Origin of the sequence: Vibrio rarus (genome assembly GCF_024347075.1) — a bacterium.
In the GTDB taxonomy this organism is placed as follows: domain Bacteria; phylum Pseudomonadota; class Gammaproteobacteria; order Enterobacterales; family Vibrionaceae; genus Vibrio; species Vibrio rarus.
Genome location: NZ_AP024900.1, coordinates 1082968 through 1100800 on the forward strand (window position 1 = coordinate 1082968; position 17833 = coordinate 1100800).

The 17833-nt window shown below is 43.7% G+C and carries 18 protein-coding genes; 7 read left to right on the forward strand and 11 right to left on the reverse strand.

Features of this window, described 5'->3' with window-relative positions; all coding sequences use genetic code 11:
- Positions 1-56 precede the first annotated feature (56 nt).
- Entirely contained in the window at positions 57-1436 is a 1380-nt protein-coding gene (gene cysS, locus OCU56_RS05120) for a cysteine--tRNA ligase (protein WP_261874455.1), read from the forward strand.
- 82 nt (positions 1437-1518) lie between these two features.
- Entirely contained in the window at positions 1519-2097 is a 579-nt protein-coding gene (locus OCU56_RS05125) for a thymidine kinase (protein WP_261874456.1), read from the forward strand.
- 130 nt (positions 2098-2227) lie between these two features.
- Here OCU56_RS05125 and OCU56_RS05130 read toward each other — a convergent pair whose 3' ends face one another.
- From OCU56_RS05130 to cmoB, 4 genes are all read right to left on the reverse strand, one after another.
- Complete coding sequence (locus tag OCU56_RS05130) at positions 2228-3199, reverse strand: alpha-L-glutamate ligase-like protein (protein WP_261874457.1); 972 nt, start codon at positions 3197-3199, stop codon at positions 2228-2230.
- A gap of 4 nt (positions 3200-3203) precedes the next feature.
- Positions 3204-4709: an inactive transglutaminase family protein gene (locus OCU56_RS05135; RefSeq protein ID WP_261874458.1), complete on the reverse strand. Its 1506-nt coding sequence runs from the start codon at positions 4707-4709 to the stop codon at positions 3204-3206.
- Positions 4710-4739: 30 nt separating this feature from the next.
- Positions 4740-5492 (reverse strand): putative ATP-dependent zinc protease, encoded by a 753-nt coding sequence (locus OCU56_RS05140; protein ID WP_261874459.1) that lies wholly within the window; start codon positions 5490-5492, stop codon positions 4740-4742.
- A gap of 131 nt (positions 5493-5623) precedes the next feature.
- A complete protein-coding gene (gene cmoB, locus OCU56_RS05145; protein ID WP_261874460.1) occupies positions 5624-6598 on the reverse strand; it encodes a tRNA 5-methoxyuridine(34)/uridine 5-oxyacetic acid(34) synthase CmoB in 975 nt (324 codons plus the stop codon).
- A gap of 302 nt (positions 6599-6900) precedes the next feature.
- Between cmoB and OCU56_RS05150 the strand changes: the two genes are divergently transcribed.
- On the forward strand, positions 6901-7806 hold the full coding sequence (locus tag OCU56_RS05150; protein ID WP_261874461.1) for a manganese-dependent inorganic pyrophosphatase: 906 nt from the start codon (positions 6901-6903) through the stop codon (positions 7804-7806).
- Positions 7807-8073: 267 nt separating this feature from the next.
- On the opposite strand, the gene OCU56_RS05155 is transcribed toward OCU56_RS05150, so the two are convergent.
- The 6 genes from OCU56_RS05155 to pspF form a co-directional block, all read right to left on the reverse strand.
- Positions 8074-8862 (reverse strand): peptide ABC transporter ATP-binding protein, encoded by a 789-nt coding sequence (locus OCU56_RS05155; protein ID WP_261874462.1) that lies wholly within the window; start codon positions 8860-8862, stop codon positions 8074-8076.
- The gene (locus OCU56_RS05160; RefSeq protein WP_261874463.1) at positions 8859-9854 is read right to left on the reverse strand and encodes a peptide ABC transporter ATP-binding protein; all 996 of its coding nucleotides are present in this window, start codon (positions 9852-9854) and stop codon (positions 8859-8861) included. Before OCU56_RS05160 ends, OCU56_RS05155 begins: the two co-directional genes overlap by 4 nt.
- Positions 9854-10741, reverse strand: coding sequence for an ABC transporter permease subunit (locus OCU56_RS05165; protein ID WP_261874464.1), 888 nt, complete (start codon positions 10739-10741; stop codon positions 9854-9856). Before OCU56_RS05165 ends, OCU56_RS05160 begins: the two co-directional genes overlap by 1 nt.
- Positions 10728-11690 (reverse strand): ABC transporter permease, encoded by a 963-nt coding sequence (locus OCU56_RS05170; protein ID WP_261874465.1) that lies wholly within the window; start codon positions 11688-11690, stop codon positions 10728-10730. Before OCU56_RS05170 ends, OCU56_RS05165 begins: the two co-directional genes overlap by 14 nt.
- Positions 11690-13327, reverse strand: a complete 1638-nt coding sequence (locus OCU56_RS05175) for an ABC transporter substrate-binding protein (protein ID WP_261874775.1) — start codon at positions 13325-13327, stop codon at positions 11690-11692. Before OCU56_RS05175 ends, OCU56_RS05170 begins: the two co-directional genes overlap by 1 nt.
- A 71-nt stretch (positions 13328-13398) precedes the next feature.
- Entirely contained in the window at positions 13399-14388 is a 990-nt protein-coding gene (gene pspF, locus OCU56_RS05180; protein WP_261874466.1) for a phage shock protein operon transcriptional activator, read from the reverse strand.
- Between the two features lie 327 nt (positions 14389-14715).
- Between pspF and pspA the strand changes: the two genes are divergently transcribed.
- The 3 genes from pspA to pspC are packed head-to-tail and all read left to right on the forward strand — an operon-like array spanning position 14716 to position 16001.
- Positions 14716-15378: a phage shock protein PspA gene (gene pspA / locus OCU56_RS05185; protein ID WP_261874467.1), complete on the forward strand. Its 663-nt coding sequence runs from the start codon at positions 14716-14718 to the stop codon at positions 15376-15378.
- A 12-nt stretch (positions 15379-15390) separates the two neighbouring features.
- Complete coding sequence (gene pspB, locus OCU56_RS05190) at positions 15391-15618, forward strand: envelope stress response membrane protein PspB (protein ID WP_261874468.1); 228 nt, start codon at positions 15391-15393, stop codon at positions 15616-15618.
- Entirely contained in the window at positions 15618-16001 is a 384-nt protein-coding gene (gene pspC, locus OCU56_RS05195; RefSeq protein WP_261874469.1) for an envelope stress response membrane protein PspC, read from the forward strand. The genes pspB and pspC overlap by 1 nt, the downstream gene beginning before the upstream one ends.
- Positions 16002-16101: 100 nt before the next feature.
- Here the strand turns inward: pspC and OCU56_RS05200 are convergent, their stop codons facing one another.
- Positions 16102-16770 (reverse strand): hypothetical protein, encoded by a 669-nt coding sequence (locus OCU56_RS05200; RefSeq protein WP_261874470.1) that lies wholly within the window; start codon positions 16768-16770, stop codon positions 16102-16104.
- Positions 16771-17070: 300 nt separating this feature from the next.
- Here OCU56_RS05200 and OCU56_RS05205 point away from each other — a divergent pair, with 300 nt between their 5' ends.
- Positions 17071-17772, forward strand: a complete 702-nt coding sequence (locus OCU56_RS05205) for a VC0807 family protein (RefSeq protein ID WP_261874471.1) — start codon at positions 17071-17073, stop codon at positions 17770-17772.
- The last annotated feature ends 61 nt before the right edge of the window (positions 17773-17833 follow it).

A 17833-nucleotide genomic window follows, 5' to 3' on the forward strand; every position in this document is an offset into this window, starting at 1 on the left:
TATGTGTTGGTATACTAACCACATTATTATCACCAGTAGAAGTTAAAGCTGAACAAATGCTCAAGATATACAATACACTGACACGTCAAAAAGAAGAATTTAAACCTATCACGGCCGGAAAAGTAGGCATGTACGTATGTGGGGTGACTATTTATGACCTTTGTCATATTGGCCATGGTCGTACCTTTGTTTCTTTTGATGTTGTATCACGTTATCTAAGATATCTTGGCTACGACCTTAATTTTGTACGAAATATCACTGATATTGACGACAAAATTATTAAACGTGCGGCTGAAAATGGTGAAAGCTGTGAAGCGCTAACTGAGCGCCTGATCGCAGACATGCACGCCGACTTTGATGCGTTAAATATGAAGCGTCCGGATGTAGAGCCTCGCGCTACCGATTTTATTGATGAAATCATCGCTTTAGTTGAAAAACTCATTGAACGCGGTTTTGCCTACGTTGCTAGCAATGGTGATGTGATGTTTGAAGTGAGCAAGTTTGATGAGTATGGACGCCTTTCAAAACAAGACTTGCAACAACTCCAAGCGGGTGCTCGTGTTGATATAGAAACAGCAAAACGCAGCCCATTAGATTTCGTACTGTGGAAAATGTCTAAACCAGGCGAGCCTACATGGGCGTCTCCATGGGGAGAAGGCCGTCCAGGTTGGCATATTGAATGTTCAGCGATGAATTCGTCCATTCTAGGTGACCATTTTGATATTCACGGTGGGGGTTCTGATTTGCAATTCCCACACCATGAGAATGAAATTGCCCAATCGTGCTGTGCCCACGGCACTCAGTATGTCAATACTTGGATGCACAGTGGTATGGTCATGGTGGATCAAGAGAAAATGTCCAAATCATTAGGCAATTTCTTTACCATTCGCGATGTTTTAGGTCACTTTGATTCTGAGACGGTTCGTTACTTCCTCATGTCAGGACACTATCGCAGTCAATTAAACTATAGCCTTGATAACCTTACTCAAGCTCGCTCCTCACTCGAGCGTTTATACACCGCTTTGCGTGGTCTGGATGCCAATGCTAGCCCTGCTGGTGGCGAGGAGTACGTATCTCGTTTTACCACTGCGATGAATGATGACTTCAATACCCCAGAAGCTTACGCGGTATTATTTGATATGGCCCGTGAAGTGAACCGTTTAAAAGGGGCTGATATTGCAAAAGCCAGCCAACTTGGCGCACTAATGCGTGAATTGGCCGAAGTGATTGGTATTTTGTATCAGCAGCCAGAAGCCTTTTTACAAGGTGGACAAGCGGATGATGAAGTGGCAGAGATTGAAGCCTTAATAAAACTGCGTAACGACTCTCGCGCCTCTAAAGATTGGGCGAACGCAGATTTAGCCCGAGATAAGCTTAATGAACTGGGTATTATCTTAGAAGACGGTCCTCAAGGCACAACTTGGCGTCGTAAATAGTCCACAGGCAACATATTTACGAGGGCTGATTTTTATCGGCCCTTTTCTTTATCTACGCAAAAGAATATTAAAGGGTTTTTACGTGGCTCAGATGTATTTCTACTACTCCGCAATGAACGCGGGTAAATCCACAACACTTTTACAGTCCTCTTTTAACTATCAAGAAAGAGGCATGAACCCGCTCATTTTTACCGCCGCTCTAGATAATCGTTATGGGGAAGGTAAAGTGACATCGAGAATAGGCTTGCAGGCTGAAGCTTTGCTGTTTGATGTGGACACGGATCTGTATAGTACAGTCAGCGAGCTGAACCAGCACACCACGCACCACTGCATACTGGTAGATGAAAGCCAGTTTTTATCAAAGCAACAGGTCTATCAACTGACTGAGATAGTGGATAAATTAAATATCCCGGTACTTTGCTACGGATTGCGCACTGACTTTTTAGGTGAGCTTTTTGAAGGCAGTCGTCATCTGTTGGCGTGGGCGGATAAATTGGTGGAATTAAAAACCATCTGCCATTGTGGCCGAAAAGCCAATATGGTGATCCGCACTGACGAACACGGACAACCTATCGCGGAAGGTGGGCAAGTGGTTATTGGTGGTAATGATCGTTATGTCTCCGTATGTCGTGTCCATTATAAAGAAGCATTAGGGCGTTAATACAGTCAGTCGCAAGCCTTGCAGAAATAAACGGGACCTAATTGATATTAGGTCCCGTTTTCGTTGACTATCCCTAGTATAAGTTCGAGCACTTAATTACTCAGGGTTATGCCTGATTTAATCTAGGAAACTAGGTAGGCTCAAAGGTGACCCCAAATTGTTTGGCCGCATACGCTACACGCTCCGCCGGTTTAGGGTATTCAGCGGTTTCCCCAAGGTTTTCAATATGATTCAGTCTCGGCAAGAGGCCAGCACCATTGGCAATTTGTATTGCCAATCCAGGGCGGGCGTTTAACTCTAACACCATAGGACCTTCTTCTCGGTCAAGCACCATATCCGTTCCCATGTAGCCTAAACCGGTCATTTCCCATGCACTGGATGCTAAGGTTAATAGTCGCTCCCAATGGGGGACTTGAAGCTGCAGAAGATCTTTTCCAGTATCAGGGTGGTGAGTGACGGGTAAATCATATTGCACCGCTTTAACGGCCCTGCCGGTGGCTATATCGACCCCAACGCCCACGGCACCTTGGTGTAAATTGGCTTTACCGTCGGAGCTGGATGTGGATAAACGCATCATCGCCATAACGGGATAGCCCTTAAACACAATAATGCGTACATCGGGAACCCCTTCATAGCTGTACCCTTCAAAGCAGTCATCAAATTTGATGAGGTTTTCCACTACAGCCACATCGTTCTTTCCACCAAGAGAGAATAATCCGGCAAGGGTATTACTAATATGACGTTCAACATCTTGCTCATTAACCGTATCCCCTGAGGGCTTAGTATAAATGCCATCTTTATGGGAGATGATCACTAAGATGCCTTTACCGCCACTGCCTTGAGCTGGCTTGATACAAAAGCCGGGCCAATTTTTGACCATCTTATGAATACGTTTTACTTCTGCCTGTTGGGCAATGACACCGATAAGTGCAGGTGTCGTTGCTCCATGCAATTCAGCAATTTTTTTCGTTTTTAACTTATCATCAACCAGTGGAAACTTGCTGCGGTCATTGTATTTACCAATGTAACTGTGATTACGTTGGTTCATACCCATAATGCCTTTTGCGCGAATTTTACCCGGGGATGTAAATTGGCTAAACATAGGCTTAGTCCTCCGCCAGTGGCTTAAAGCGACGTAACTCAGTTAAGCGATAGCCTGTGTAGTTACCTAACATTAAGATAGCGGCTAGGATGATGAGTTGCACCCCAATGAAGTTAAAGGTCAGGTGCTGGATATAACCATTGGTCATCGCTAGGTAAACCAATACGGCCGTTAACAATGAGCCCCCCCCTTGTAATACCACCTCTTTGGCGCCTTCCTCTTCCCACAGAATTGACATGCGCTCTATGGTCCAGGAAAGGATAATCATTGGGAAGAAGGTAATAGAGAGTCCTTCAACTAAGCCGATGTTAAAGGCGACAATGGTGAATACTGAAATAATGAGAATAACGGTGATAATGACCGCGGATATCCGTGCCACTAACAAGAGATTGAGCTTAGAGAGATAGCTACGAATAACCAGACCCGTCCCGACAATTAACAAGAAGCCCACAATCCCGGTAATTAACTGAGTTTGCACAAAGGCCACCGCAATTAATACGGGCATGAAAGTACCGGAGGTTTTCAGACCGATAATAATCCGCAAAAACACCACAATAAGCGCACCAATGGGGATGAGCATGATGGTTTTAAACATCGACTGCTCTTCAAGAGGTAGGCTATGGATAGAGAAATTCAGCAGATCGTCGGCATTCACTTTACTGGCCGTTGCCGCTCTTGGTGTAATGTCTTGGGCTATCATAGAAAACAGTACTTGGCTGTTTTTGCCACCGGTGACATCAAGCAACGAGACATTGGATTGATCCCAAATTAGGGTGTTTTTGCTCATTCCTTGCACGCCTGTTTCGGCATCAAATAGCATCCAGTCTTTGCCGTTCCACACTTCCACCATAGGGTTGATTGATTGGCGTCTACGCCCATCTTCTAATTTAATCACCCCCACCGTTTTATTGTGCACATTAGCAAAAGAGAGTAGGGCTGACAGCGCTTCTTGTTTAGTAAATTGGTTGAGCAGCAAAGCAGCATTTTGGCTGTTGGCGTCGTTTAACTTACGGATGATTTCACGACTTAAGGTTTCATCATCGGCACTGCGTTTTGTCGCCTCTTCGACGATGGCTTGGGCGGCGGCTTGTTGTGGGCCATCAAAAGTAGGGACTTCTATGGGCTGCTCAGGGGCGGCCGAAGCAACTTTAGCTTGTGGGTCGACTAAAAACTGCGCTTTGTAATAAATGGTTTGAGGTCCCTCGGCATAGCGGATGGTCCACTCCGCACGGCGGCCAATATCGGAATCCACATAGGCGACACCATAGCCAGGTGAGGAGGTAGATTCGTCAATTAATGTGTAGCCATTTTGTGTACCAGGAGCGGCTAATGAGACAGTAACAGGCTCTCCTTGTGCGACTAACTCAACGCGGGCTTCAATATCCCAAAGCTCACGAGTTTCTCCGGGAGTCCAAGGCACTCCGTAAGAATCGTGACGCATGAAGGATAGGGTAGCCCCGGCAATGACTAGCAGGGCAATGAAAATGTAAAACGGCACTCGTGAAGTCATAACAATCCTTATTATTTAGGCGACCTAGTGTCACTGTTGTTTTTCTGTTTGAATAAATTCTTTACTCACATCAACTAACGCAATGTCTTTAATGAACTCTCGTCCCAATAACACTGGATGCGTCATATGAGAGCGATCAGCTAATGTAAACTGCGCTTTTTCTCGTACATCCCCTAAGCTGATCCAAAGTTCAATGACGGCTCTACGATGGGTTTTAGTGGTGTTAGATTGACGCACTTTTGCGTATCGAATAACGGGTGCTTCAATCCAAGTCGGTTCAGCATCCTTTGCTTTATTGGTAGACAAGTTAAACTTAACCCATCTTTCACTATTGCGTTCAAATTCTTGGATATTTATGGCATTCAATGATGAAGTTGCAGCCCCTGTATCAATTCTGGCTTCAAATAATTGATTTATTTGCTCAAATTTGACTGTCTCTATGGAGCCTAAGATAAGCAATTGATTATTGAGCACTGGCTTTTGTTCTGGGGCGGGTTTCTCTTGAGGTTTAGGTGCCAAAAACACACGAGCATTATGTTTAGCCAAGTTATCCATACGCTTGGACATGACGGCTAACTGCTGTTGTAGCTGCTCCATATGGCGAGTTTGTTTATCTATGGAGGCATCTAAACCATCAAGTTTCTGAGACAAATGGTCTTCAGACGACTGAATGGCGAGCATAGAGTCATTGCGATATTGCCGAGTTTCCTCTTGTATTGCTTTAGAGGGTGCACATCCGGATAAAAGTATCGCTGTGGATACAGCGACAATATGCTTGAGCATGTTAAACCTATTAATTTTGGTAATGGGAATAGCATCTGGGGAGACATAAACCAGATCCGCAATAATAAGTGTAGAACACTTATCCTATTTTTCTGTGTTTAATCAAAAAAACATCGTGATTTTTCAATGTTTTAACGTGGTTTTTTTGCCACTAAAATAGCTCGTCTAGGCGCAGGGTAACCTTCGATAGTTTTGGTGGGATCTTCGGGATCAAGATATTCCGGTAGCGAGTTATGCTTCATCCATTGTGTTGTGCGTTGTTCGCCCACAGAGGTGATGTTTTCATCCACTATGCTGACATCCACTAAGCCACATTTCTCCATCCATACTTTGAGTGCCTTAGCAGAAGGGAAAAAGTACACATTGCGCATTTGAGCATAACGGTCCGCTGGGACCAGTACGGCATTTTCGTCCCCTTCAATGACTAAGGTTTCGAGGATCAATTCACCGCCGGGTAACAGCTGATTTTTAAGTTGTAAAATATGATCTAGCGGAGAGCGTCTATGGTAAAGCACCCCCATGCTGAACACAGTATCAAAGGCTTCCAGTTTGGGCAGTTGCTCTATGCCCAGAGGAAGTAGATGAATACGTTGGTCGTTATTCATCAGTTTTCGCACGGCTTCAAACTGTACTAAGAACAGATGTGATGGATCGATGCCTACACATAAGCGAGCGTCAGCACCGAGCATGCGCCACATATGGTAACCGTTACCACAACCTACATCTAATACCGAGCGACCTTTTAACGGGGTAATATGCGGCAGTAGTCGATCCCATTTCCAGTCAGAGCGCCATTCGGTGTCAATATGAATGTCGTGCAGAGTAAAAGGGCCTTTACGCCATGGATGGAAGGTTTTTAGAAGACTTTCTAGCTTCTTCTTTTCCCCATCAATCAGTGGCTGTTTATTGGAAACACTCACTTCATATTGCAGTTGAATATTGTCCGCAGACAATAGCGGGATTTTATTGAGAGCACGTAACCAACGGTCAAAATCGCCATGTTCAGCACTTTGCCAGTCAGCAAGTTGCTTTGGTAGCGTTTCTAACCACGGTTGTAGGCGTGTGTCTTGAGCGATTAATTGATAAAAGTTGGCAAAATTAAACATGCTTTTCAACCTGTTGCAGAACATTGTAATAGCGGGCAAAAGATACACTGCATCGATAAGAATTGATAGTTTTTCCCAGCGATTCATGTCAATTCTAAGTCAAATAGACGCGCGAAATATATTTGTTGATGAGGATGGCAGGGCGTCTGTTGCATATGTTGAGAAAAGTCCATATAAATGTTTCTTTGTAACATCAATCTAACTCTTGTAGATAACTAGAAACTTGCAATCGATTGGGTATAATGTTCGCACTTTAACGTCTTATATAAGACGTAACATTGGATAACATTATAGGAACAGTAATGATTTTAGTTGTTGGTCATAAAAACCCAGATAGCGATAGTATTTGTTCAGCATTGGTTGCTACCGAACTTCTTAAGGCACGTGGCCTAGACGCTAAGCCAATTCGTCAAGGCGAAATCAACCGTGAAACTCAACACATCCTAAATGTGGCAGGTCTAGAGCAACCTGAGTTTTGTGATTCTGTGGCGGGAGAGAAAGTGTGGTTGGTGGATTACAGCGATCTAGCTCAAGCCCCTGATGACGTTAATCAAGCTGAAATTCTGGGTATTGTGGATCACCACCGCCTTGGTGATGTAATGACTGTGAACCCACTTGAAGCATGGATCTGGCCTGTTGGCTGTACTTGTACTGTGCTTTTCAACATGTTCAAGATTGAAGGCGCTGAAATTACGGCACCTATAGCGAAACTAATGATGTCAGCTATCCTTTCTGACACCGTGGGCTTTGCTTCTCCAACCTGTACACAAAAAGATAAAGACGCAGTGCAAGAGTTGGCGAAAATTGCGGGTGTTGATGATGTCGATGCTTTCATCAAAGCGCTGCTCATTGCAAAAACCGATATTGAAGGTCTCACTCCAGCGCAATTGGTTGAAAAAGATCTTAAAGCTTACCCATTTAATGGTCGTGACGTTGTTGTGGGGCAAATTGAGTTGGCAACACTTGAGCAAGTTGACGGTCAAATTGAAGCATTAGAGCAAGATTTAGTTCGTCGTTGTGAAGAGCAAGGCTTAGCCTTTGCCGCGGTTATGTTAACGGACATTACCACAGCAACAACACGCCTTATTTATAAAGGTGAGTGGGCAACTAAGTTAGACAAACATGCCGACAACGGTGTGTTGATGATGGAAAATACGCTAAGCCGTAAGAAACAAGGCTGGCCTTGGTTGCAAGCTGAACTGGTATAAGTTCTCGCAATACAAAAAAGCAGAGTCTATAGGCTCTGCTTTTTTTATGTCAATCATCTAAATAGAGGTGAGTGATACCAATCATACCAATCACACTAAGTAAGTGATCAGAAATAGCGCAGGAAAAATGCTCGAAAACAAGGCAGAATTTTTCGATAAGTAGTTATTCTACAATCAAAAATTCTAACGCAGTTATCGAGTATTTTAACAAGCTAGAATGATCAGTTATTTAGTACGATTGGTATCACTACAATTAATGGTATGACCCTATTTGGAATAATTAGGGGCTTTGAAAAAGTGGTTATCCACCAATTTTTGCGTAATTGCATGTTCAGGGTTGGACAGCACGGCTTGAGTTTCTCCCGCCTCCACAACCTCTCCGTTTGCCATCACCATCACTTTATCTGAGATGTGTTTGACGATACCAATTTGCTGAGACACGTAAATAAATGAGAGTCCCATTTCATCTTGCAGTTCTAGTAACAGATTGATGATTTGCGAACGCATCGCCATATCTAAACCGTTTAAGGCTTCATCGGCAATAATGATAGAAGGTTGCAATATTAAGGCTCGGGCAATACATACCCTTTGCTTTTGCCCTGCTGCCAGCATTTGCGGATAAAAATACGCGTGCTCTGCAAGTAAGCCAACGCGTTTTAAGGTGCTGATCACCCGTTTTTTGCGCGCCTCTGGGGTCATGGCCGTGTTTCTTTTCAGTGGTCCTTCTAAAATCTGGCCAATTTGAATGCGTGGATTGAGCGAGGAGTTAGGGTCTTGAAAAATCACTCGGATCAATTTGCATCGCGTTGAGTAATCTTTGTGCTCCAGTTTTTCTCCATTGACGAAAATCTCCCCCGAACTGGGTTCGATAACCCCAGCCAGCATTTTAGCCAGAGTGGACTTGCCTGATGAATTTTGCCCAATAAGAGCTAAAGTTTCACCGGGTTCTAAAGTAAAGCTTACCGGTTTTACCGCATCAATGTATTGTTTTCTAAATAGGCCATAGCGATTAGCAAAGGTTTTACCTAGGTTTCGCACCTCTAATAACGAACTCATTCAGCCACCTTAGTATTAAGAGGGAAGTGACAATTGTATTTATGGCCTTTCTCTTTCTTAGATAAAGGCGCTTTTACGCACTTGTGTTGAGCGTATGGGCAACGGGGACCAAGACGGCAACCAATGGGCAGATGCTGCAACGGTGGAATGCTACCGGGTAAAGATTGCAATTTTTGCTTATGAGGTAGAGTGCCACTGAAGTCTGGAGAGGCTTCAAGTAAGGCTTGAGTGTACGGATGTTTTGGCGCCGCCATGAGTTTTTCTATGGGTGCAGACTCCACGCTTTGGCCACAATACATCACGGTGATTTTTTTCGCCCATTGGGTAATGGCGGTCAAATCATGGCCAATAAGAATGATGGTCGTATTATTGAGTTGATTCATACGACTGAGCAGTTTTAATATCTGCGTTTGAGTGATGGGATCGAGATCGTTAGTGGGTTCATCGGCGACTAAAATTTTTGGTTTGGCGGCAATGGCCATGGCAATCATGACTTTTTGACACTCACCATCGGTTAACTCATAAGGATAACTGCGCAGTATGCGCGAATGGTGTTTAATCCCCACTTTATGCAGTAAGGCGATGGAGGTTTTTTTGCGCCAGCCCCATCGTTGCCAAAATTTCCCTTCAAAGGTGCGAGAGGGAATCGATTCTGCCAATTGCTGACCCACTCTTTCACTTGGGTCTAGGCAAGTGGATGGCTCTTGAAAAATCATCGCGATTTCACGAGCGATGACCTTGCGTCTTTCCTTTGGCTTTAATGTCAGTAAGTCAATGTCACCTAAACGCATTCGGTCGGCGGTAATCTTCCAGCTGTCTTTGGCTAAGCCGACAATGGCTTTTGCCAGTAGGCTTTTACCTGAGCCAGATTCGCCCACTAAACCGCGTATCTCCCCTTCATTGATGGTTAAACTCATACGGTCAACCGCTTTAACAATGCCTTGCGGGGTTTCTATTTCAATGGTGACATGTCTAAAATCCAAAACAGGCATTATTCGACTCCTGCATTTAAGGCATCACGAATGCCTTCGCCAACGAGGTTAATAGTGATCACGCTATACATAATGCTCAGACCGGGTAACACCACCGTCCACGGCGCAAGATAAATAAGCTCAACAGAATCGCCTATAATCGCTCCCCACTCAGGGCTAGGGGCTTGGGCACCTAATCCTAAAAAGCCAAGGGCGGTAATATCTAGCAGGGCAACGGTTAACGCAAGTGTAAACTCAGCCGCAATGGGAGCCAACACATTAGGTAAAATAGAGACAGTGAGTAAATACCACTTATCCGCACCATCGAGCTTAGCAGACATGATGTAGTCTTTTTCCACTTCAGCGTGGATGACTTGATAAACACTGCGAATAAACCTTGGAATTAACGCCAAGCAGATGGCCATCATCACAGAGGTGATACCTGTGCCTAAAAAGGCAACAAAAATCAACGCCAGTAACAGAGATGGAATCGACATTACTGTATCGAGTAAATGGTTTAAGGTACTGGAAATCAACCCTTTAGTCATTCCGGCAAGGGCGCCAATAATGCAACCAATGAAGGCTGCGATCAAGGTGATGCTTACTGCAGAACCTATGGTGATTTGTGAGCCAATCAATAGGCGGGAAAGTATGTCTCGGCCTAAATCATCGGTACCAAGAAAGTAGTCGATACTGCCTTCTCTAGCCCATGATGGTGGTTGCAGTAAAACGGACGACTGCATGACAGGATCGTGAGGGGCGATAAAAGGCGCGATCACTGTGATAATGATGATAAACCCAAGGTTCCACAAACCAAACATCGCCAAATTATTGCTTCTAAAATGACGCCAGAAGCGTTCCCTTTGTGTGGGTATGCTCTCTTCGAGATAGACGCTACTGTTTAGCATACCATTCCTTCCTTGCCAGTGGGTTAATAAGAGTTCCTAACATTTCTGAAAGGATTTGGGTGCTTAAAACAAAGGTTGCCACGACCATCACTCCTGCTTGTACTGCCACATAATCATGGTGACTAACGGCATCCAACAACCAGCGACCAATACCAGGCCAGTTAAATATGGTCTCGGTAATGATAGCGAAGGTAATCATGCTCGATAATTGCACCCCAATTTGTGGGATTATAGGGGGAATGGCGTTGCGTAGCACATGATGAAAAATAATTTCTACTTTAGACAAGCCTTTAATACGCGCAACGCGAATGTAGTTTTTGCCAATGACATCCGCCACAGAGGCACGCATTAAGCGAATAAAGTGCGTGGTGGGTGGCAAGGCCAATACCAAAGCCGGCAATATCAAATGCATGACCACACTGGTAAATGCCGCTTCTCGATTGGGGCTGTTACTTAGCCAAGCATCAACCATAGCGAACCCAGTAATATGTGGGATGTCATAGAGTAAGTTGTAGCGACCAGAAATGGGTAACCACTCAAGGCGTAATGAAAATAACATCACCAGTAGCAGAGCAACCCAGAATAACGGCGCGGAATTCCCCGCCATATAAAAGAAAGAGATCAGTCTATCCGACCATTTGTTTTGTCTGACACCCGCCAAGGTTCCAAGGGGCAAGCCGATACAAAGGGCTAAAATGAACGCAAAAAAGCACAGTTCTAGTGTGGCACTAAACACGACTTTTACTTCATTGAATATAGGCTGGCCTTGGGCGGTAACACCAAAGTTTAAATGAGAAATCTCTTGCAGATATTGCAACCAACCGGGCCAAAAATCGGAAATGGCCCAAGGCGACGTTGGGTCGAGTCTCAGTATGCTGTAACCGACGAACGTTAGAATCAATAAAGTAATGCTAAACAAGAATAAGCGTCGCATCGTATAAATAAACATTATTGGGCCCTCTCAACGTTTTCGAAGCTCAGCTTATTAAATGGATTAGTATTAAACCCCTTTAAAGAGCGATGCTTAACCCTAAATTGCATTCCATGGGCAATGGGAAGAATCGGCACTTCCTCGTCAAGTAAGTGCTGAACTTGATGATACAAATTTACCCGATAACGCTTTTGAGTGGTTTCTTTAGCAAGATCGATCAAGGAATCGAAATCGGAATTACACCAAGAGGCGATGTTATCTGCTGTTCGTCCTACACCGCAGGAGAGTAGGGGACGGAATACGTTGTCAGGATCGCTGGTATCCGCACTCCAACCGGTAAGAATCATATCCGCCTCTTTGATGCTTTGAAATGTGGTGCGAGATAAGCGTTCATCGTGATGAATGGATAAGGTTACTCCAATGTCAGCAAAGTTGGCTTGTATTAATTCAGCCACTTTTCTTGGGCTTGGGTTATAAGCGGTCGGCTCAAGTGACACCCATAACGAGAGTTTAAGTCCATTGCCGTAACCGGCCTCACGCAATAAGGCGCGAGCGTAATTTCGATCATAGCGTACTTGGGAGGAGCTTTGTTGATACGCCCAAGACTCAGGAGGCAGCAAGGAGTAAGCGGGCGTGCCATAGCCATAATAGACCGAATCAATGACGGCATTACGGTTAATGGCCAAATTTAACGCTTTGCGCACCCGCGAATCATTGAGCGCAGGATTTAAGGTCCGCAGTGCAATGAAAGAAACATTCATGCTTGGGTAAGCTTGCAACTCTAAATCGGGATGCACTTGAATGGTAGGAATTTGACTGGAGCGAGGTGAAAACAACACATCACATTCGCCACGTAATAATTTGGCCAAGGAGCCAGTACCACGGGAAGAGATATCTAACACCATTTGCTTCATTTTAGCCGGTGTGCCCCAGTAGTGTTCGTTCCTGCGTAGGCGAATAAAATCATTGATACTGAATTTATCCAGATAAAAGGGGCCGGTACCCACAGGGTATTGATCAATACGCTGCTTTTGGTCGATGGCTTGCAGTTGCGCCGCGTATTCTGCTGAATGGATACTAGAATAAGTGGTTGAAAGGTTTGATAAAAAAGTATTGTCAGGCTGATAGAGTTCAAACAGCACCGTATGCTCATCCAATGCTTTGACATCTTTTAGTGTATGCGAGAAACCAATGGCATCAAACCAAGGGTAGTTGCCTCCTCCCACATAATGGAAGGGGTGTGTGCTATCAATAATACGCTTAAAGGTAAACACCACGTCTTGTGCATTTAAAGGACGTGTTGGAGTAAACCAGTGAGTGGTTTGAAAAGAAACATTTTGGCGTAAGGTTAATTGATAACGAGTTCCCGTTTTGTCCACACTCCAGTGGGTGGCGAGCATAGGCTCTAACTCCAGACTTTGGCTGGATAGGTGAACAAGCGTGTTGAATATTTGCGGACTTACTGCATCGGTGGCCAGATCATTGTCCACCAATTGTGGGTTAAAAGAACTGGGAGCCCCTTGACCACAAAAAATGAATCCGTCTTGTTTGATTTGATTGGATACCGCCACTTCGCCACAACCAGAGACAATTAAGGCGCAAAGACCTAATAATCCAAATTGTAACGTTTGCCAAATATTCGCCTTCCTATACATCAGGCACCATTGATTGCTCTTGAGAATGATCTGCATAATCTAACACTTATCTCGTATAAGCTCCATTAGGACTAAACCATTTTATATTTTCTAAGCATGCCTCTGAACTGGTGATAACTTAAACCCAGTAGCCCTGCGGCTTTCTTCTGGTTGTGCTGGGCGTGGTTTAATGCTTGATTCAGAAGAATAATGTCTTGTTCGTGCACCCATTTTTTATAATCCAGAGGTACAGATAACCTTTGTTTTTCAATATCTTTGTTCTTATTTTCGTTACTCTGTGACCCATGTTCAAGGAAGGAGGGTTGAAACGGGTTAAAAATAAGCGCTTTAATGGGGGCGTTGGGATCGGGATTGAGATAAATAGCGCGTTCTACCACATTCTTTAATTCTCTGACATTGCCTGGCCAAGGGTAGTTAAGGAGTAACTCCTGGCACTGTGCACTAAAGCCGGCAAACAAGGGTAAACCTAACTCTTGACACATTTTAAGGGCGAAATGCTCGGCCAGAAGAGGGATATCTTCTACGCGTTGTTGCAAATTGGGTAACAAGATCACATCAAAGGCTAAGCGGTCGAGGAGATCGGAACGAAATGTGCCTTGTGCCGCCAATTGGGGGAGATCGGCATTAGTAGCGCAGATGAGCCTGACATCAGAGCGAAGAATGCGTTGCCCACCTACGCGCTCATATTCACCATACTCAATGACGCGTAATAGTTTTTCTTGAACCGACAGTGGCGTGGTTGCCAATTCATCTAAAAAAAGTGTACCACTTTCAGCGCGCTCAAAACGACCTTGATGCTTTTTTGTTGCTCCAGAAAACGAGCCAATTTCATGACCAAACAACTCCGAATCCACCACCCCTTCACTTAATGCCGCACAATTGAGACTAATGAGCGGTTTATCCCATCGTTTTGATAAATAGTGCAGGCGCTGAGCAATTAACTCTTTACCTGTTCCTCGATCACCCACGATAAGTACCGGGCGATTGATAGGGGCAAGCTTGGATACTTTATCCAAAACAGCCACAAAACCACTAGATTGTCCGATCAGAGTTTGGCGCATAGTACCCCTGTTGGTATTTTTAACCTATTAGTGGTTAATTAATTACTATTCTGTGGGCTTGTCAAACTCGGCAAGGGAAAAACGGGGGGCTTATGGCGCAAGCTAGCTCAAAAAGTGCAGGTACATCAGGTTATAACTATTTGTTTTTATTGTAGTTATTATTTTTTGTTAGTAAAGTTGCCCTAAGGTTAAAATTAATGAGTTTCTTGGCATGTAAATTGGATTGATATTTGAAGATATCGCATTTGATGACATCACCGCGTAGGGGAGATCCGCGGTGGTTTGATCTCAAACAGCCCCGTTGTCATACCGTTAAGGAGCCAATTTATGGGAATATTTTCTCGTTTTGCCGACATAGTCAATTCAAACATCAATTCATTACTGGATAAAGCCGAAGATCCGGAAAAAATGATTCGTTTGATCATTCAAGAAATGGAAGACACCTTAGTAGAGGTGCGAACCAACTTTGCCAAAGCCTTAGCCCAACGAAAAGAGTTGCAGCGCAGCGTCTTAGAAGTAGAACAGCTGGTCACTGAGTGGCAGCAAAAAGTGTCGTTGGCATTACGTCGTGACAAAGAAGACCTTGCTCGCGCCGCCCTTATTGAAAAACAACGAGTACAAAAAATATTAAGCTCATTACATACCGAGCAAAATTTAGTGGAACAAAGCATTGGCAAACTTGCTGACGAAGTGAGTAAGTTAGAGGGGAAAATTAATGAAACTCGAGCGCGTCAATCCGCATTGGTGATGCGAAAAACCACCGCCAAAAGTCGTAAAGATATTCAGCAACAACTGCATACCGGACGCACTCAAGAGACTCTGGCTAAATTTGAACAGTATCAACAAAAAATTGATCGATTAGAGGCTGAAGCCGATAGCTATAAGGTTAACAGTGAGGCCGAATTAGAACAGCAGTTTGCTGAGCTCCAATCTGACGATGAAATAGAGAAAGAGCTGCAAACGATGAAACAATCTATAAATAAAGAATAATTAGGAGGCTGAATGTCCACAGCACTTATCGCAATACCTCTCAGTGTGTTTCTTATTTTTGTTGCGCCACTGTGGTTAATTTTGCACTACAAAAGTAAGCGTAAATTGGAACAGGGGCTGTCTGGTAGCGAGAAAGAGAAGCTGCAACAATTGTCAGCTAAGGCATTGCAAATGAAGCAGCGCATTGAAACCTTAGAAAAGATTTTAGATGCAGAATCGGCTAATTGGAGGTCTCGTTAGTGAAGGGGTTATATCGCGACACTCATAAAGGTAAATTGTCGGGCGTATGTGCCGGCATTGCTGCACGATTTGGCATAGAAATTTGGGTTGTGCGTATTTTATTTGTTTCGGCAACCTTATTAGGTGGGGGAGCCATGATAGTGTTGGCGTATTTTGCCGCCAGTTTAATGCTTGAGAAACAAACCCCGCAAATATTTCAAACACGTCAACAACAAAGGGATCATCATATGAAGCAAAAGCCTTGGCAGTCGGGGCGCTCCGCAAAAGAGCTATTGACAGTGATGGACCAAGAGTTTGCTGAGATGGAGACAAATTTAAATGCAATGGAGGCTTACGTCACCTCTACAACTCGAAATACCCATAGTGCTTTTCGGGATTTATAATCGTGTGCAGATGTATGGCTTGGCTGAAATGAAAAATGCCAACCTTGTTAAGCAAGGTTGGCATTGTCTATTAGGCATTAATTACACAGCGATGAGGTAATTATTTTTTAGCTAGTGAGAACTGGTCAACACGTACTTCTGTTTGTTTACCGATATTAGCGTCCATGTTAAGAGCTGATTTATCAGTTACTTTCAGTTTAGCGAAGATAGTCGCTGTGGTGTTGCTACCAGAGTTAAACTCTACAGATACTTTGTGGAATGATTTTCTTTCAGCGTGAGGTGCGTCAGCTAAATCACTTACGTGGAATGTTTTTGCTGTGAGTTCTGAACCGCTTGCATCGTTAACACCTGCGATAAGAGCTGTTGGTGAAGCGTCACCTTTCTTATCTTCAAAGTATACAGAGTAAACGTAATCTGTATTTGGTGTTAAACCGTTTACTTGTTGGCTTAGGCCAGGAGTGGCTGAGAAATCGTCATCGGCACTGATAAAGCGAAGACGAGCTGAACCTTCGTCACTTTTGAAAGCAGAAACTTTAGAACTACCTACATCACCTAGACCGTTTTTCTTGTCTGCATCTTTATGCCAAACGTCACTACGGCCACTGTTTGCTCTGAAATCACTGATTTGAGCATCAGCAATTAGGTTATCACCAGATACGGCAGTTGTATTTGCAGCAGGGGCAACGGCTGCAGTTGAAGCGTTGTCACTTGGAGTTGCACAACCGGCAAGTAGGCCAGCGATAGCTAGAGCTAGATACATCTTTTTCATAGTTTCAATCTCTCTTTTTTTAATAGGAGCCTTATTAAGACTGAAGAAAGATTACAATAGTATTGTATTACTTTATGTGACTGAGCAGACAGTTTTGTAAGTAGAAGTGAATGAAAACTGGGGATTTTTATGAAACGTGAGGTAGTAATTATGCACTTTGTGATATAAGTCATTAAAGCAAATAGAAAGGTAAATATGAATCTAACTGCTTAATCTTTTCTGTGGGACTTTACATTTTGCGCCTAGCAAGGAACAATCCTCCTAATTTAAAAAAAACACTGTGCATAGAACAGGAACCCTATGAGTACCACCACAAAAAAGAAATCTAATCCGTTATTTGAAATACTATTTAATGTCATTATTCCCTCGCTTATTTTAATGAAGTTGAGTGGCGATGAACATCTTGGCTCTGTGATGTCTTTGATCGTTGCATTAGCATTTCCTGTTGTTTATGGAGGCTATGAGCTGATTAATAATAAAAAATTCAATTTTATTGCCGCTTTAGGCTTTATCAGTGTGTTGTTGACAGGTGGAATCGGTTTATTGCAGTTAGATACTCGTTGGTTAGCCATGAAAGAAGCGCTGATCCCTGGGTTGATTGGTATTGCGGTATTAGTGTCCACGTATACGCGTCACCCATTGATGCAAAAATTGATTTTTAATAAATCCATTTTAAATTTGTCATTAATTGAGCAACGTCTACAGGAAAGAGGCAATGAGCAAGCCTTTGCCCGTTGTTTAATGAACTCGAACTACTTTTTCGCCAGTACTTTCGCTTTTTCATCAGTGATGAATTATGTGTTGGCTACTTGTATCGTTACCAGTCCCGCGGGCACTCCTGCTTTCAATGAGCAACTAGGCCAATTGACCTTATACAGTTATCCGGTCATTGCCATACCGAGCATGTTGATGATGTTTGGTATTTTTTACTATGTATGGCGTCAAATCCGTAATATGACATCACTTAAAACAGAACAAATTTTCGTCACTTCAGAGTCATAACTCAATCTTATTATCCTCTAAGTGCAAGGATGCACTTAGAGTGAACTCAATGAATCTCTTC

Coding starts and splice junctions, on each gene's coding strand:
- pspB (WP_261874468.1), top strand. CDS start 15,391: ATGTCCACAGCACTTATCGCAATACCTCTCAGTGTGTTTCTTATTTTT.
- OCU56_RS05200 (WP_261874470.1), bottom strand. CDS start 16,770: ATGAAAAAGATGTATCTAGCTCTAGCTATCGCTGGCCTACTTGCCGGT.
- OCU56_RS05140 (WP_261874459.1), bottom strand. CDS start 5,492: ATGCTCAAGCATATTGTCGCTGTATCCACAGCGATACTTTTATCCGGA.
- OCU56_RS05175 (WP_261874775.1), bottom strand. CDS start 13,327: ATGTATAGGAAGGCGAATATTTGGCAAACGTTACAATTTGGATTATTA.
- OCU56_RS05130 (WP_261874457.1), bottom strand. CDS start 3,199: ATGTTTAGCCAATTTACATCCCCGGGTAAAATTCGCGCAAAAGGCATT.
- OCU56_RS05135 (WP_261874458.1), bottom strand. CDS start 4,709: ATGACTTCACGAGTGCCGTTTTACATTTTCATTGCCCTGCTAGTCATT.
- OCU56_RS05160 (WP_261874463.1), bottom strand. CDS start 9,854: ATGCCTGTTTTGGATTTTAGACATGTCACCATTGAAATAGAAACCCCG.
- OCU56_RS05205 (WP_261874471.1), top strand. CDS start 17,071: ATGAGTACCACCACAAAAAAGAAATCTAATCCGTTATTTGAAATACTA.
- OCU56_RS05155 (WP_261874462.1), bottom strand. CDS start 8,862: ATGAGTTCGTTATTAGAGGTGCGAAACCTAGGTAAAACCTTTGCTAAT.
- OCU56_RS05170 (WP_261874465.1), bottom strand. CDS start 11,690: ATGTTTATTTATACGATGCGACGCTTATTCTTGTTTAGCATTACTTTA.
- cysS (WP_261874455.1), top strand. CDS start 57: ATGCTCAAGATATACAATACACTGACACGTCAAAAAGAAGAATTTAAA.
- OCU56_RS05150 (WP_261874461.1), top strand. CDS start 6,901: ATGATTTTAGTTGTTGGTCATAAAAACCCAGATAGCGATAGTATTTGT.
- OCU56_RS05165 (WP_261874464.1), bottom strand. CDS start 10,741: ATGCTAAACAGTAGCGTCTATCTCGAAGAGAGCATACCCACACAAAGG.
- pspF (WP_261874466.1), bottom strand. CDS start 14,388: ATGCGCCAAACTCTGATCGGACAATCTAGTGGTTTTGTGGCTGTTTTG.
- cmoB (WP_261874460.1), bottom strand. CDS start 6,598: ATGTTTAATTTTGCCAACTTTTATCAATTAATCGCTCAAGACACACGC.
- pspA (WP_261874467.1), top strand. CDS start 14,716: ATGGGAATATTTTCTCGTTTTGCCGACATAGTCAATTCAAACATCAAT.